The sequence below is a fragment of the Nocardiopsis oceanisediminis genome (assembly GCF_048595525.1).
Classification (GTDB): domain Bacteria; phylum Actinomycetota; class Actinomycetes; order Streptosporangiales; family Streptosporangiaceae; genus Nocardiopsis_A; species Nocardiopsis_A oceanisediminis.
This window is the reverse complement of the sequence record NZ_JAFMZJ010000001.1, coordinates 122410-135665: the sequence shown is the minus strand read 5'-3', so window position 1 is coordinate 135665 and position 13256 is coordinate 122410. Positions and strand designations below refer to the sequence as shown.

Below are 13256 nucleotides of genomic sequence, written 5' to 3'. Positions count from 1 at the left end.
GGGTGGGCGCGTTCGGAGGCGGGTGCGGGCGGGGCGGTCCGCCCCTGGGAGTGAGGGGCGGCCCGCCCCGCGCCCCGCCGCCGCGGGGGCGCCGGGCCGGGTCAGCCGCGGGGGGCGGCGGACCGCGCCGCGCCGGAGCGGGCCGGGCCGGCGGCGGACCGGCGGGTCCCCCCGGACGCCACCAGATCGAGGTAGGAGCGGACGTCCCGGGAGGCGGCCCTGTCCTCGCGCAGGGGGATCTCGGCGCCCACGTAGCCGTCGGGGCGCACCACCAGCACCCGGTCGCCCCGCTCCGGCCGGGAGTCCTCCACGGCCAGCGGGTCCAGCCGGTGCTCGATCCGCAGCCCCGCCCCGGGCGGGGACAGGACCAGCCAGCGCCCGTCCCGCTGCAGGTCGGCGACGGTGCGCGCGCCGCCCGGGGCGGCCACCCGGGCGGGGGCGATCCAGTCCCCCGCGCAGTCGGACATGGAGTGCCGCCCCTGCAGGGTCAGCGGTCCCGTCTCGTAGCTTCCCGCGGGCTCGGTCCGGACCCGCGGGCGGCGCTCGCGTAGGATCGGGGCGAGCGCGGCGGCGGGATCCTCGGACACCCCCGCCCGCAGCACGTGCTCCCCGCGCCGCATCAGCACCTCGGCGATGCCGCGCCGCTCGGTCTCGTAGGTCTCCAGCAGCGCGGGCGCGGCGTCCCCCCGGACCACGGCGGCCAGTTTCCAGCCCAGGTCGGCGGCGTCCTGGATGCCGGTGTTCAGCCCGTGCACCGGCATCGGGAAGACCCGGGCCGCGTCGCCGAGGAGCAGCACCCGGCCCAGCACCCAGCGGTCCGCGTGCCCCTGGAAGGGGGTGCGCCGCCACAGGTGGTCCGGGCCGGTCAGCCGGACCCCGGAGCCCAGGATGCCCCGGACCGCCTCCTCCACCTCGGCGGCCCCGGGGGAGGCGGGGGCCTCCGCGGCCGGGGCGGCCAGGAAGAGCCGGAAGCGGCCGCCGGCCAGCGGGACCAGCCCCACGTGCCGGCGCGGCGCGTGGAACAGGTCCTCCCGGGCGGGGCGCAGGTCCAGGCCCTCGATCCCGGTGTCCAGCTGCCACCAGGTGATGTCCCCGTAGGGCCGGGAGGTCCACGCGGCGCCGGCGGCGCGGCGGGTGGGGCCGTCCTCGCCGTCCGCCGCCACCACCCACGCGGCGCGCACCCGCTCCTCCCCGGACGCGGAGCGCAGCCCGACGAGGACGGAGTCCCGCTCCCGGGAGAGCAGCGACGCCTCGACCCCGCGCCGGACCGGGCAGCCGTGCCGCTCCGCCAGGGCGGACAGCATCTCCTCCTGGCGGTCCTGGCGGACCAGGAGCGGGAAGGGCCACCGGTCGTCGTCGGGGTCCTCGCGCAGCGGGACGCTCACCGACTCGCCGCCGACGTGGAAGACCTTGGCCCGCATCTCGACGGACTCCGCGCGCAGCTCCTCCGGGTCCAGCCCCACCCGGTCGAGCGCGTACAGGGTGCGCCGCCACAGGTTGGGGCAGCGGGCGCCGGGCAGCGGCTCCGGGCGGCGGTCCACCACCCGGCAGCGGACACCGCGCCGGGCCAGGTCCGCGGCGAGCGTCAGCCCGGACGGGCCGGCGCCGATGACCAGCACGTCCAGGGCGGTCTCGGATTCGGGCATCGCGCGTCCTCCTTCGTCGTCCTGCGCGCGGCTTCGGGCGGGACCGGCGCACCACCGCATCATCCAGCGGCCGATCGGACCGGCGTTCGAGGAGCGGTCGTGGCTCAGGGAACAATCCAGGTTCGCCCGAACGGGGGTTGAGAGCGACCTCGGACACTTGTCGCAACCGGCAACCGATCACGCAGGGAGCGCCCCATGGCACTGTCAGCAACCGTTCACAGGATCAGGCCCGAGGCGGCCGAGGAGGTCGCGGAGGTGCTCGGCGAAGGCCCGGCCGACCTCGGCGGCCTCTCCGGGACGGGCCTGTTCGTGCAGGAGGACACGGTCGTCCGGGTCTTCCACCACGGCGAGGGCGACGGCGGCGCCGTCGAGCTGATCGGCCGGGAGGACGAGAAGCGGCTCGCGCCCTACCTCCGCGAGGGGGGAGCGCCGGTCCCGATGGTGCGCGTCCAGTCCCGGTTCATCGAGGACCGCCCCGCCGGGCTCGCCGCCCTCCGCTACAAGGTCAAGCCCGGGTACGAGAAGGAGATCGGCGAGGTCTTCGCCCAGGTGCAGGCGGAGGCGCGGCCGACGCTGCGGGGGGACAAGGGGCAGGAGACCGGCGTCATCATCGGCGTCGGCCTGTTCGTCAAGGACGACAACATGATCCGGGTGGTCATGTTCGACGGCGAGCTGGACGACGTCGCCCGGTACATGTCCAAGCGCGGCGGCCGCCCCGAGATGGAGAAGAAGCTCGCCCCCTACATGGCCGAGACCCGGCACGTGGAGACCCCCGAGCAGTTCCTGGAGCAGTTCAAGGCCAACACCATGCGCTGCGCGCACCGGAGCCGGCGGGCGGAGCCGTGACGGTCCGGCTGGTGGTCCACCACCGGGCCCCGCAGGACGACCCGGAGGCGGTCGAGCGCTCCTACCGGCTCTTCCTGCCCGGGTTCCAGGGGACGCCCGGCCTGCTGGGCGTGCGGCTGCTCCGGCTGGCCGACGACCCGCTCGGCTACGCGGTGGTGAGCGACTGGGAGCGGCGCGAGGCCTACGAGACCTGGCGCCAGGGCCCCGCCTACCAGGGGAAGAAGACGCCGCTCCACCCCTACCAGGACCGGAACCGGCGCCCGCACTACGAGATCTACGAGGTCTTCGAGGACGGCGCGGCCCCGGGCGGGGACCGGTGACCCGGCCGGCGCGGACCGGAGGAGGAGAGCCGATGGACACCGGACTGGAGAAGAAGCGGGTGCTGGTCACCGGGGGCACCCGCGGCGCCGGGCGGGCCACCGCCCTGGCGTTCGCGCGGGCCGGGGCCCAGGTCGCGGTCTGCCACCGGGGCGGGCACCGGCCCGACGAGGAGCTGGCCGCCGCCGTGCAGGCCGTGCACCGCGCCGACGTGTCCTCGCCGGCGGACGTCGCGGCGCTCGCGGCCGCCGTCGGCGAGGGCCTCGGCGGACTGGACGTCCTGGTGAACAACGTCGGGGCGGACGGGGCCGCGCCCCTCGCCGAGCTCGCGGAGGAGGAGTGGGCCAGGGTCCTCGACCTCAACGCCACCTCGGCCTACCGGGTGATCCGGGCGGCCCTCCCGCTGCTGGGCGAGGGCGCGTCGGTGATCGCCATCGGCTCGGCCGCGGCGATGCGCGGCCGCCCCGCCGCCGCCCACTACTCGGCCGCCAAGGCGGCGCTCATCGGGCTGACCCGGTCGCTCTGCAAGGAGCTGGGCCCCCGGGGGATCCGGGTGAACGCGATCGCGCCCGGAATGGTCGACGAGGGCGGCGCGGAGCCCCCCGGCCCGATCGCCGAGCGGATCATCGCGGCCACGCCGCTGGGGCGGCTGTGCCGGCCGGAGGACGTCGCCGGGGCCGCCCTCTTCCTCGGCGGCGACACCTCGGCATTCCTGACCGGAACCACGATCAACCTCGACGGAGGAATCTGATGCCCTACGCAGCGATCAGCTACCGGATCGACCCCGCCTACCAGGACGAGGTCGCCGAGCTCTTCTCCGGCTTCCAGCGGGTGAGCACCCCGGTCCTCACCGACGAGAACGGGGAGGAGGCGGGGCGCCTGCTGGGCACCGCCGTCTTCGTCAAGGACGACGTCCTGGTCCGGGTCATCCACTACGAGGGCGACTTCGCCCGGATCGGCCGGCACATGGGCGCCCAGAAGGGGGTGCACATCCTGGAGGAGAAGCTGGCGCCGTACCTGGCGGCCCCCAGGGAGACCGACACGCAGACGGCCGAGGGCTTCTCCGAGCACTTCCGGTCGTCGACCATGCGCTGCATCTCGCAGCTGACCGCGGACACCCACCCGAACGGGTCCGCTTGAGGCCCGGACGGAACCGAGTAGAGGAGAGGAGGGGCGGCATGTCCGTTGCGGACACGGCACCGCCCGCCGCACCGGGAGGACCGGGCGGGCCGGGCGGACCGGGCGGGAGCGGCGTTCCGGCGCACGCGCGGCTGCTCATGCTGACCAACGGCAAGCGGGTCTCCCAGGTGGTCTACGCCCTGGCGGAGGTCGGCGTCGCCGACGCCCTGGCCCAGGGGCACACCCGGGTCCCGGAGATCGCCGAGGCGGTCGGGGCGGACGCCGGGGCGCTGCGCAGGCTGCTGCGCTGCGCGGCCTCGGTGGGGGTGTTCACCCTCGACGACGAGGGCCGCGTCGGGTTCACCGAGATGGCCGAGGCGCTCCGCGCCGACGCCCCGAACAGCCAGCGCGACATGATCCTGTTCAACGGCTCCGAGGTGGTCAACCGGCCCTACGGGGAGATCGTGACCGCGCTGCGCACCGGGCGCCCGGTGTTCGACGACATCTTCGGCGCGGACTTCTTCTCCTACCTGGAGGGCAACCCGGAGAGCGGCCGCCTGTTCGACCGGGCGATGTCGCGGATGAGCGCGGCGACCACCCGGCTGCTCCTGGACGCCTGCGACTTCGGCCGCTTCGGCAGCGTGGTCGACGTGGGCGGCGGGCAGGGGCTCTTCCTCGCCGAGCTGCTGGCGCGCCACCCCGGGGTCCGGGGGACGCTGGTGGACCGCCCGGAGGTGGTCGCGGAGTCCGCCGCCAACTTCGAGGAGAAGGGGGTCGCGGGGCGGGCCGAGGCGGTCGGAGGCGACTTCTTCGGCGAGCTCCCGGCCGGGCGCGACGCCTACGTGCTCAAGGCGGTGCTGCACGACTGGGACGACGGGCCGGCCGGGGCGATCCTCGGCGCCGTCCGCGCGGCGATGAGCGGCGACCCGGACGCCCGCCTGGTGGTGCTGGAGCACGTGGTCGCCCCCGGGGACCGCTGGGACCAGGGGAAGTTCCTGGACATCGACATGATGCTGCGGTTCGGCGGCCGGGAGCGGGACCTCGCCGAATGGCGGGCGCTCTTCGCCGCCTCCGGCTTCGAGCTGGTGTCGGCGCCGGAGGCGGGCCGCTGGGCGGTGCTGGAGTGCCGCCTCGCCGGCGGGGCGCGGGCCGATTAGATGAACACTGCTCTTGAAACTGAATACTGTTCAGATATAGTGAGCGGTGTACGAAGGCGTTCGCGCGCCAGTGCCTCCTGCGGGTCGGACGCGCCGAACACCCGTGTGGCCGGTGCCCGCCGGCCGGAGGGGATCGCGTGCCACTGGAAGGAGCCATCCGAATGAACGTGTACGACATTCGAGCGGACGCCGCGGGGATCGCCGCCCCGGACACCGTCGAGCCGGGCGCCGCGACCTTCCGCGTCCGGTCGGAGGACCCGGAGGGCGCCTGGCTCGGCCTGGTCCGGCTGGTGGACGGCGTCTCGCTGGAGCAGTACCTGGACGACCTCAAGCGCGCCTACGGGCGCGGCCCGGAGGCGATCGCCGCGAGCCGGGTCCTCGACGGCCAGGGCATCATGCTCGGCGGTGCCGCGGTCACCGGCGGGGTGCCGGTCGCCTACACCCAGCTGCTCTCGCCCGGCACCTACCACTTCATCGACTACAAGCGGATCCTCGGCGACGGGGCCGCGCCCAAGGTGCACACGTTCAGCGTCGGCACCGGCCCGGCGCAGATGGGCGCGGAGCCCTCCGGCGCCGAGGCCGGCGTCGTCCAGGTGAACACCGCGGCCGGCCCCCGCTACCAGGTGCCGCAGGAGATCCGGAGCGGGACGCCCCTGCGGGTGACCAACCGGCTGGACCAGTACAACGAGGCCGTCCTGATGGGCCTGAAGGACGGTGCCCGCGGGAGCGACGTCGAGGACTTCTTCGCCGCGGTCTCGACCGGCCGGCGGCCGCCGGTCCCGGACCTGATCAGGTCCGGCCCCGTCGGATGCGTCCCCCTGTCCCCGGGGCGCTCCGCGGTGGTGTCCGCCGCCCTTCCGCCCGGGCGCTACGTCGTCACCTCCTGGGTCACCGACCACGACACCGGGAGGATGTTCGCCTCCGAGGGGATGTACGCGCTGGTCACCATCGTCTAGCGGCCGGTCCGGCCACCGCCGCGCGCCCGGGGACGGGCGCGGGACAGGGAAGAAGAAGAGAGAACGGAGCAGAAGAGATGTCGAAGACCGCCGATGTGGAAGCGCTGAAGCAGCTCCTGGTCGACATGGCCGAGGCGTGGAACGCCGGGGACGGCGCCGGCTACGCCGCGCCCTTCCTCGACGACGCCACCTACATCTCCTACGACGGGCAGCTCGCCGAGGGGCGCCAGGTGATCCAGGACGTCCACCAGATGCTGTTCGACGGCCCGCTCAAGGGCTCCCGGATGGACGACAGCAACCACCACGAGCCCCGGATCCGGCTGCTCACCGACGACTCCGCGGTGGTCATCTCCATCGGCGGGGTCTCGATCGACGGGGGCGAGCCCACCGACGCCGACCGGGCGTCGATCATCACCCTCACCACGGTCCGCAAGGACGGCGCCTGGCGGATCGCCTCGTTCCAGAACACCCGGCAGCAGCCGCAGTACTGAGCCGCCCGCCCTCCGGGGCCCGCTCCGGCGCCCGCCTCCCGTCCCGCGGGCGGGCGCCGCTCCGGGCCCCGGCCGGGCGGACCGTCGATCGGAAGGGGAAAGCATGCTGTCACAGGTACTGGCGGTCGTGGCCCTGACCGCCTCCGGTATCGGGGCCGGCGTCCTCACCTCGGTGGCGATCAGCGTCTTCCCCGCGCTCTGCACCCTGCCGCCGGGGCGGTACGTGGAGACGCACCGGCTGTTCGGCAAGGGCTTCCACCCGACCATGCCCATCGTGTTCAACGTCGGCATGGTCGCCGCGCTGGCGCTCGCGGTCCTGGAGTGGGGGGAGCCCGCCGCGCTCCCGGCGGCCGCCGGGGCGGTGGCCCTCCTCGCCAGCCAGTGCGTCTCCCACCTGGGGAACGTCCCGATCAACCGCCGGCTGGCGGTGCTCGATCCGGAGCGGATCCCCGACGACTGGGACGACCCGCGCCCGCGCTGGCGGGTGCTCAACCAGATCAGGGCCGGGCTGGCGGTCGCCGCCCTGGTCCTGGTCGCCGGCGCCTCGGCGCTGCTGTAGGGCGTGGCGGGAACGGGCGGGGGCGGCCGGCCGGAGCGGTGCTCCGGGGCCGCCGCCCCCGCGCGCCGGCCCGGTTCAGTCCGAGCGGAAGGCCACCACCAGCGACTCGGGGCCGTCGCCGAGCGGCTGGGCGACCGGGTCCCGGAAGCCGGCGGCGCCGAGCCAGCCGGACAGCTCGCCGAAGGTGTACTCGCCGCCGCCCTCGGCGAACAGCAGCTGGTCCAGGGCGGACATCAGGGCCTTGTCCCCGGAGCGGCGGTGCTCGTCGATGAGCAGGTCGAACAGGACGACCGCGCCCCCGGGGCGCAGCGCGGAGTGGACATGCCCGAGCAGCTTCATCCGGTCCGGGGCGGCCCAGTTGTGCAGGATCCGGCCGAGCACGGCGACGTCGGCCTCCGGGAGCGGGTCGGTGAAGAAGTCGCCGGCCGCGAAGTCCACGGCGGCCCACGGCCGGCCGGCGGCGGCCTCCTCGAACGCGCCGCGCAGCTGCGGCAGGTCGAAGCAGGTGCCGCGGAGCCGGGGGTGCTCCCGGACCAGCTCGAAGGCGAGGGTGCCGTTGGCCCCGCCGACGTCCACGAAGGAGCCGTACCGGGTCCAGTCCAGGGCGCGGGCGATGCTCCGCCCGGCGGTCCGGGCGAGCGGCTCCATCGCGCCGATGTAGTCCTCGCTCCACTCGGTGGGCTCCGCCTCCTCCCCGCCGCCCTCCTCGGGCATGGCCGCGCAGGGGCGGCCGGTGCGCAGCGATTCGCCGAGGCTCGGCCAGAGCCAGTAGAGCTTGGACTCCAGCGAGAGCCGGGCGCCCAGGTAGGTCCCGCTCTCGGCGGGGTCGAGGTGGCGCGCGGCGGCGGGGGAGTTGGCGTACATCTCGCCGGTCCGCTCCAGCAGCCCGTGGGCGACCAGGGCGTCGAGGAACGCCGCCGCCCCGCGCGGGTGGAGCCCGACCCGGCGGCGGAGCTCGCGGCCGCTCAGGGCCCCGCCGCGCAGTTCGCCGAAGACCTCCAGCCGCACGGCGGTGAACAGGAGCTGGGAGGCGGCGTACCCCCGCGCCATTCCGGTGATCCGATCGAGTCCGCTGTCCAAGGCCTTCCCCTTCCGGGATTCCGCACCTTGCGCCGTGCCGCGCCGGTCCGCTCGCGGCCGCGCCCACGGCCCCAATGAAACAGGAAGCACTACGAGGATGGGAAGCACCGATGACCGATCAGCACAATTCAGGGCAGGACTGGAAGAAGACGTCGCTCCGTGCGATCGCCCGCACTCTGGGCAGCCCGGCCAAACCGGTCTATGAGTCCTCCGGGGTGATCGAGGCGTCCCTGGAAAAGGTGCGGAAACTGCTCACCGACGTATCGGCCGGGGAGGTGGGCAAGAACAACGCCGTCTTCCTGTTCGACCCCTCCGAGGCGAGGGTCGTGCTGGAGGGCGGCCCCGACCGGTTCCGCCTCCCCTACGGCTTCGTGGAGGTGGACCGGGCCCGCGGCACCCTCGCCGTGATGGGGAACTGGTGGTACAAGGGGGTCTTCAGTGCAGAGGAGCACCCCAAGGGGACCCGCCTGGTCCTGCGCGTCTACAACCACGCCAGGCGCTTCCGGCTCTTCGTCCCGCTCACCCAGGTCGGAATGTCGGACAACGCGGTGAAGACGATGACCGAGACCCTGGGCAGGATCTCCTCGCTCCTCGGAATAAACGCCTACCGGGAGAAGTGACGGGAACCCCCGGTGCTCGGAATGGGGAATGGTCGGTGCCCGCCGCGGAGGGGCCATCCTCGGCGGCGGGCCGGCATTACTCGCGGATCTCTCCAGTGCCAGGTGGTGAACAGGGTTCCGCATCGGGTTCGCTTTCCGGTGGAGGACCGCTCGAAGCATATTCGAAAAAGGGGTTCGGAGATGGTCGGCGAAACCGCGTTCATGCTGATCGGAGCCGGTTCATGTATCCTCGGGGCATGGTGAGGCCGGAAGGCGGTGGGGTTCTGGGCGGAGCGGAGGACCTCCCCGTTCCCCCGTGGGAGAAGAACCGCTCCTCGAAGCGCTCCGCCCCCAAGCGGAAGCCCCTGACGCCCGAGGTGATCACCGACAAGGCGCTCGAAGTCCTGGACCGCGACGGCCTGGACTCGCTGAGCATGCGGAAGGTCGCCGCCGAGCTCGGCGTCGCCGTTTCCGCCCTCTATGTGCACGTGCGCGACAAGGAGGAGCTCCTCCAGGTCATGTACGAGCGGGTCTATTCCGGGTTCCGCGTTCCCGAACCGGACGCCGAGAAATGGCGGTCGCAGGTCAAGGAGATGGCCCGGGAACTGCGGGGGATCCTCCGCTCGCACCGGGACATGGCGCGGATCTCCATGGGCCGGTTCCCCTCCGGCCCGGAGATGATCATGCAGCTGGAGCGCATGTTCGCGCTGTTCCTCGCGGCCGGGCTGCCGGTCCCGCTCGCCGCCAAGGCCGGCGACATGCTCTCGCTGCTGGTCGAGGGCGTGGTGCTGGAGGACGACATGTGGCACGGGCAGGGCATCCGGGAGTACACCGGGAAGGACGCCGGCGAGGTCGGGGACTACTTCTCCCGGCTGCCCGCGGACCGGTTCCCGACGCTCGCCCTGCACGGCGGGGAGCTGCTCTCCGGCTCCGCCGACGAGCGGTTCGAGCTCTTCCTCGACGTCTTCATCAGCGGTCTCGAAGCCCAGCTGGACCGCCCCCGGCCCGCGCAGGGGTGACCCTTGCCGCCATCGAGTCGCTCTCGAAGGGCCGCGGGCATCGTGGTGCGCACCGGGCACACCGGCCGCCGTGCGGGCACGGGCCGGAACGGACGACGGTGACGCCGCCGTGCCCGGGGCGGCGGGTTAGGGGTTGTGCACCATGAGCGCTGAAGAGAAGAAGAAGGTCGCGGCTGCGGACGTCGAGCCCAACCGCCGGCGCGGCGGCGACATCCGGCTGACGCTGGGCCCCCGGACGGTCGGGGCGACCTCGGGTTTCGGCGGTTTCCTCACGCTCGCCCCGGAGGAGGTCGTCACGGAGCACTACCACCCGTACTCGGAGGAGTTCCTCCATGTGATCACGGGGGAGCTGGAGATGTCCCTGGACGGGGTGCCGGTCCGGCTGGGGCCGGGCGAGTCGCTGATGGTCCCGATCGGCGTCCGCCACCGCCTGGTCAACGTGGGCGGCTCCGAGGCGAGCGCGGTCTTCCACCTCTCCCCGCTCGCGCCGCGGCCGGAGCTGGGCCACGTCGACACCGAGGAGCCGGTCGACGCCTCCCAGCCGCACGTCCAGGTCGGTACGCGCCCGTAGCGGGCCGGGGTGCGGCGGCCGGCCGCCGCACCCCGCCCCCGCGCCCGCGGTGGAACGGCCGCGCACCGCGGTCGCGGGGGTCCCTCACCAGGTGACCGGCAGGCGCACCGGGCACCTGATCGGCTTCGCGGTGTTCCACTCCAGGGAGTCCAGCGGCTCGGCCGGCCGGATCCCGGGGAAGCGCCGCAGCAGCCCGCCGACGGCGATCGACAGCTGCAGCCGGGCCAGGTGCGCTCCCAGGCAGCGGTGCGGGCCGTGCCCGAACGCGATGTGCCGGCCGTCCCGCCGGTCGGGGTCGAACACGTCCGGATCGGCGAAGGCCTCCGGGTCCCGGTTGGCCGAGACGGTCGAGGGCAGCACCGCCTCGCCCGCGCGGATCAGCCGGCCGCCCAGCTCGGTGTCGGCGACGGCGACCCGGATGGTGCCGCCGGTCATCGCGAGGGGCACGTAGCGGAGCAGCTCCTCCACCACCGGCCCGCGGAGCCGGTCCCCGTCGAGCAGCCCGCTCCGGTCCCCGGGGCGGGAGAGCAGCACGACCATGGAGCCGGCGATCTGCGCGGCGACGGTCTCGTACCCGGCCACCAGCAGCGTGGTCGCGAAGGAGCGCAGCTCGGCGGCGCTGAGCCGGCCCTCGGTGTGCGCCTGCACCAGCGCCCCGAACACGTCGTCGGAGGGGGCGCCGATGCGCTCCTCCACCAGCCCGGCGAAATGGGAGTCGAGCCGGCGCGCGGCCTCCGCGGCCGCATCGGCCCGGTCCCGGCCGAGGCCGAGGTAGTCCTCGGTCCACTCGCGGAACCGGCCGCGCTCCTCCTCGGGGAGCCCGAGCAGGTCGCAGATGGTGCCGAGGGCCAGCGGCTGCGCCAGGTCGGCCACCAGGTCCGCGGAGGCGCCCCGGCCGATCGCGTCGAGCAGCGCGCCGGACGCGGACCCGATCCGCCCGGCCAGGCGGTCCAGGCGGCGCGGGCTGAACGCCCCGCCGAGGACCCGCCGCAGCCGGGTGTGCTCGGGCGGGTCCATGGTGGTGATGGAGTGCGGGTCGAGCGGGATGTTCCGGGCCCGGGGCGAACCGGAGCGCGCGGCCGCCGCCCGGCTGAACCGCTCGTCGGAGAAGAGCGCCAGGTTGTCGGCGTACCGGGTGACCAGCCAGGCCCGGTCGCCGGAGGGGAGCCGGACCGGGGCGACCGGGCAGCCGCCGCGCATCTCGGCCAGCTCCGGCGCCGGCTCGGAGGGCACCGCGGAGGAGAGCGGGAAGCGCAGCTCGCGCCCGGTTTCGGCGGTCATCGGCGGCCGCCCCCCAGGGTGAGCCGGCCGAGGGCGGCGGCCAGCGCCTCCGCGGGGGCCGCCGGGGCCGCGGCGCTGCGCCAGCCGACGAAGCCGTCCGGCCGGACCAGCACCGCGCCGCGGGGGCCGACCCCGTACCGGGAGCGGAAGTCCGCGGCGGCCTCCTCGGGGACGCGCACGGAGCGCAGCCGGGCGCCGCCCGCGGCCGCCGACGCCGCGGCCCGCCGCCAGGCGGGATCCAGCGCCACCAGTGCGAACTCCTCGCCGTAGCGGTCCAGCAGCGACCCGCCGCCGGGGAGCCCGACGTGCGGAGCCCGGGTGCCGGGCAGGCCGCGGGCGTCGGAGAGGAAGACCCCCTCGGGCGCGCCCTCCTCCGCGGCGACCGCCTCGGAGGCGTACCGGTAGCCGAGCATGACGTCGGCGTCCGGGGCGATCGGCGAGGACGCCCCGCCGCCCTTCCCGCCGGCCCGGTCCCGGGAGCGCAGCACCGCCTGCTCCACGGTGGCCTCGGCCACCGGCCGGCGCTCGGCCTCGTAGCTGTCCAGCAGCCGCTCGCCGGCCTCGCCGCGCAGCACGGCCGCCAGCTTCCAGGCCAGGTCGTAGGCGTCCTGGATGCCGGTGTTCGAGCCGAACGCGCCGGTGGGCGGCATCACGTGCGCCGCGTCGCCGATGAAGAAGACCCGGCCCTCCCGCCAGCTCGCGGCGACCCGGCCCGCCGACTCCCAGGGCAGGACGCCCCGGACGTCGACGTCGAGCGAGGGCAGGCCGGTCGCGGCGCGGACCATGGCGGTGCAGCCGTCCGGGTCGAACCGGTGCCGCTCGGCCTCCCAGTCCGGGCCGATCGGCACGTGCAGCAGCCAGCGCCGGACGTTGTCGATCGGCAGCAGCGCGCCCTGGAGCCCCTCCTGCTTGACGTAGCACATGACGAACCGCCGGTCCCCGAGGGCGCCGGACAGGTCGGCGTGGAAGTAGACGTTGGCGAAGTTCGCCAGCGCGCCCGGCCCCTCCATCGGCACCGACAGCCGGCGGCGCAGCGGGCTCCCCGCCCCGTCGGCCGCGACGACGTGGTCGGCGTCGATCCGGAAGGAGGCGCCGGAGGAGAGGTCCCGGACGGTCGCGGCCTCCTCCTTCAGGTCGGTCAGCTCGTGCCCGAAGAGCAGCCGCGCGCCGTGCGCGCGGGCCCGCTCGGCCAGCAGCGGCTCCAGCTCGTCCTGGTCGCACAGGGCCCAGTGGGTCGGGCTGACGTCCCGCCAGGCGTCCGGGCGGGGGTCGGCGGTGTGCGCCCCCTCCATCCGGCCGAACTCCTCGCCGGCCAGGGAGCGGGCCGCGATGATCCCGTGGTTGCCGGCCAGGGCGCGGGCCGACTCGGTCGCCCGCACCTCCTCCTCCAGCCCGGCGGCGCGCAGGATCTCCATGGTGCGCACGTTGACGCCGCGGGCCCGGGGGTGGGTGCTGGTGCCGGCGTGCCGCTCCACCAGCACGCTGTCGATGCCGCGCCGGGCGAGGAAGAGCGCCATGGACAGGCCGGCCAGGCCGCCGCCCACGATCAGCACGGAGGTGTGGTCGGGTGTGCTCGTCTCGGTCATGGCTGTGTGCCTCACTGTTCCGAATCGA

The 13256-nt window shown here is 74.8% G+C and carries 15 protein-coding genes; 11 read left to right on the top strand and 4 right to left on the bottom strand.

The window, feature by feature from the left end; genetic code table 11:
* Positions 1-101: 101 nt before the first annotated feature.
* Positions 102-1646: an FAD-dependent monooxygenase gene (locus J0910_RS00895; protein ID WP_420156601.1), complete on the bottom strand. Its 1545-nt coding sequence runs from the start codon at positions 1644-1646 to the stop codon at positions 102-104.
* 195 nt (positions 1647-1841) lie between these two features.
* On the opposite strand from J0910_RS00895, the gene J0910_RS00890 reads away from it, so the two are divergent.
* The 8 genes from J0910_RS00890 (at position 1842) to J0910_RS00855 (ending at position 7092) form a co-directional block, all read left to right on the top strand.
* Positions 1842-2492, top strand: coding sequence for a SchA/CurD-like domain-containing protein (locus J0910_RS00890; protein WP_420156600.1), 651 nt, complete (start codon positions 1842-1844; stop codon positions 2490-2492).
* On the top strand, positions 2489-2812 hold the full coding sequence (locus J0910_RS00885; protein WP_420156599.1) for an antibiotic biosynthesis monooxygenase family protein: 324 nt from the start codon (positions 2489-2491) through the stop codon (positions 2810-2812). Before J0910_RS00890 ends, J0910_RS00885 begins: the two co-directional genes overlap by 4 nt.
* Before the next feature lie 32 nt (positions 2813-2844).
* Complete coding sequence (locus J0910_RS00880) at positions 2845-3561, top strand: SDR family NAD(P)-dependent oxidoreductase (protein ID WP_420156598.1); 717 nt, start codon at positions 2845-2847, stop codon at positions 3559-3561.
* Positions 3561-3950 (top strand): SchA/CurD-like domain-containing protein, encoded by a 390-nt coding sequence (locus J0910_RS00875; protein ID WP_420156597.1) that lies wholly within the window; start codon positions 3561-3563, stop codon positions 3948-3950. The genes J0910_RS00880 and J0910_RS00875 overlap by 1 nt, the downstream gene beginning before the upstream one ends.
* 38 nt (positions 3951-3988) lie before the next feature.
* Positions 3989-5086 carry a methyltransferase gene (locus tag J0910_RS00870; RefSeq protein WP_420156596.1) on the top strand — a complete coding sequence of 366 codons (1098 nt, stop codon included), beginning with the start codon at positions 3989-3991 and terminating at the stop codon, positions 5084-5086.
* Between the two features lie 161 nt (positions 5087-5247).
* Complete coding sequence (locus J0910_RS00865) at positions 5248-6042, top strand: hypothetical protein (RefSeq protein WP_420156595.1); 795 nt, start codon at positions 5248-5250, stop codon at positions 6040-6042.
* 77 nt (positions 6043-6119) lie between these two features.
* Complete coding sequence (locus J0910_RS00860) at positions 6120-6533, top strand: SgcJ/EcaC family oxidoreductase (RefSeq protein ID WP_420156594.1); 414 nt, start codon at positions 6120-6122, stop codon at positions 6531-6533.
* A gap of 103 nt (positions 6534-6636) precedes the next feature.
* On the top strand, positions 6637-7092 hold the full coding sequence (locus tag J0910_RS00855; RefSeq protein ID WP_420156593.1) for an anthrone oxygenase family protein: 456 nt from the start codon (positions 6637-6639) through the stop codon (positions 7090-7092).
* 75 nt (positions 7093-7167) lie between these two features.
* On the opposite strand, the gene J0910_RS00850 is transcribed toward J0910_RS00855, so the two are convergent.
* Complete coding sequence (locus tag J0910_RS00850; protein ID WP_420156592.1) at positions 7168-8172, bottom strand: methyltransferase; 1005 nt, start codon at positions 8170-8172, stop codon at positions 7168-7170.
* A gap of 110 nt (positions 8173-8282) precedes the next feature.
* On the opposite strand from J0910_RS00850, the gene J0910_RS00845 reads away from it, so the two are divergent.
* The 3 genes from J0910_RS00845 (at position 8283) to J0910_RS00835 (ending at position 10361) form a co-directional block, all read left to right on the top strand.
* Positions 8283-8792, top strand: a complete 510-nt coding sequence (locus J0910_RS00845) for a hypothetical protein (protein ID WP_420156591.1) — start codon at positions 8283-8285, stop codon at positions 8790-8792.
* A 236-nt stretch (positions 8793-9028) separates the two neighbouring features.
* A complete protein-coding gene (locus J0910_RS00840) occupies positions 9029-9790 on the top strand; it encodes a TetR/AcrR family transcriptional regulator (RefSeq protein WP_420156590.1) in 762 nt (253 codons plus the stop codon).
* Between the two features lie 142 nt (positions 9791-9932).
* Entirely contained in the window at positions 9933-10361 is a 429-nt protein-coding gene (locus J0910_RS00835) for a cupin domain-containing protein (RefSeq protein WP_420156589.1), read from the top strand.
* Positions 10362-10445: 84 nt separating this feature from the next.
* Here the strand turns inward: J0910_RS00835 and J0910_RS00830 are convergent, their stop codons facing one another.
* Positions 10446-11642 carry a cytochrome P450 gene (locus tag J0910_RS00830; RefSeq protein WP_420156588.1) on the bottom strand — a complete coding sequence of 399 codons (1197 nt, stop codon included), beginning with the start codon at positions 11640-11642 and terminating at the stop codon, positions 10446-10448.
* Complete coding sequence (locus tag J0910_RS00825; protein WP_420156587.1) at positions 11639-13228, bottom strand: FAD-dependent oxidoreductase; 1590 nt, start codon at positions 13226-13228, stop codon at positions 11639-11641. The genes J0910_RS00830 and J0910_RS00825 overlap by 4 nt, the downstream gene beginning before the upstream one ends.
* Positions 13229-13256 lie beyond the last annotated feature (28 nt).

Excerpts from the sequence above, each read along its gene's own strand:
- J0910_RS00880 (WP_420156598.1), top strand. The coding sequence starts at position 2,845 with ATGGACACCGGACTGGAGAAGAAGCGGGTGCTGGTCACCGGGGGCACC.
- J0910_RS00860 (WP_420156594.1), top strand. The coding sequence starts at position 6,120 with ATGTCGAAGACCGCCGATGTGGAAGCGCTGAAGCAGCTCCTGGTCGAC.
- J0910_RS00875 (WP_420156597.1), top strand. The coding sequence starts at position 3,561 with ATGCCCTACGCAGCGATCAGCTACCGGATCGACCCCGCCTACCAGGAC.
- J0910_RS00830 (WP_420156588.1), bottom strand. The coding sequence starts at position 11,642 with ATGACCGCCGAAACCGGGCGCGAGCTGCGCTTCCCGCTCTCCTCCGCG.
- J0910_RS00840 (WP_420156590.1), top strand. The coding sequence starts at position 9,029 with ATGGTGAGGCCGGAAGGCGGTGGGGTTCTGGGCGGAGCGGAGGACCTC.
- J0910_RS00835 (WP_420156589.1), top strand. The coding sequence starts at position 9,933 with ATGAGCGCTGAAGAGAAGAAGAAGGTCGCGGCTGCGGACGTCGAGCCC.
- J0910_RS00870 (WP_420156596.1), top strand. The coding sequence starts at position 3,989 with ATGTCCGTTGCGGACACGGCACCGCCCGCCGCACCGGGAGGACCGGGC.
- J0910_RS00895 (WP_420156601.1), bottom strand. The coding sequence starts at position 1,646 with ATGCCCGAATCCGAGACCGCCCTGGACGTGCTGGTCATCGGCGCCGGC.
- J0910_RS00845 (WP_420156591.1), top strand. The coding sequence starts at position 8,283 with ATGACCGATCAGCACAATTCAGGGCAGGACTGGAAGAAGACGTCGCTC.
- J0910_RS00855 (WP_420156593.1), top strand. The coding sequence starts at position 6,637 with ATGCTGTCACAGGTACTGGCGGTCGTGGCCCTGACCGCCTCCGGTATC.
- J0910_RS00865 (WP_420156595.1), top strand. The coding sequence starts at position 5,248 with ATGAACGTGTACGACATTCGAGCGGACGCCGCGGGGATCGCCGCCCCG.
- J0910_RS00890 (WP_420156600.1), top strand. The coding sequence starts at position 1,842 with ATGGCACTGTCAGCAACCGTTCACAGGATCAGGCCCGAGGCGGCCGAG.
- J0910_RS00825 (WP_420156587.1), bottom strand. The coding sequence starts at position 13,228 with ATGACCGAGACGAGCACACCCGACCACACCTCCGTGCTGATCGTGGGC.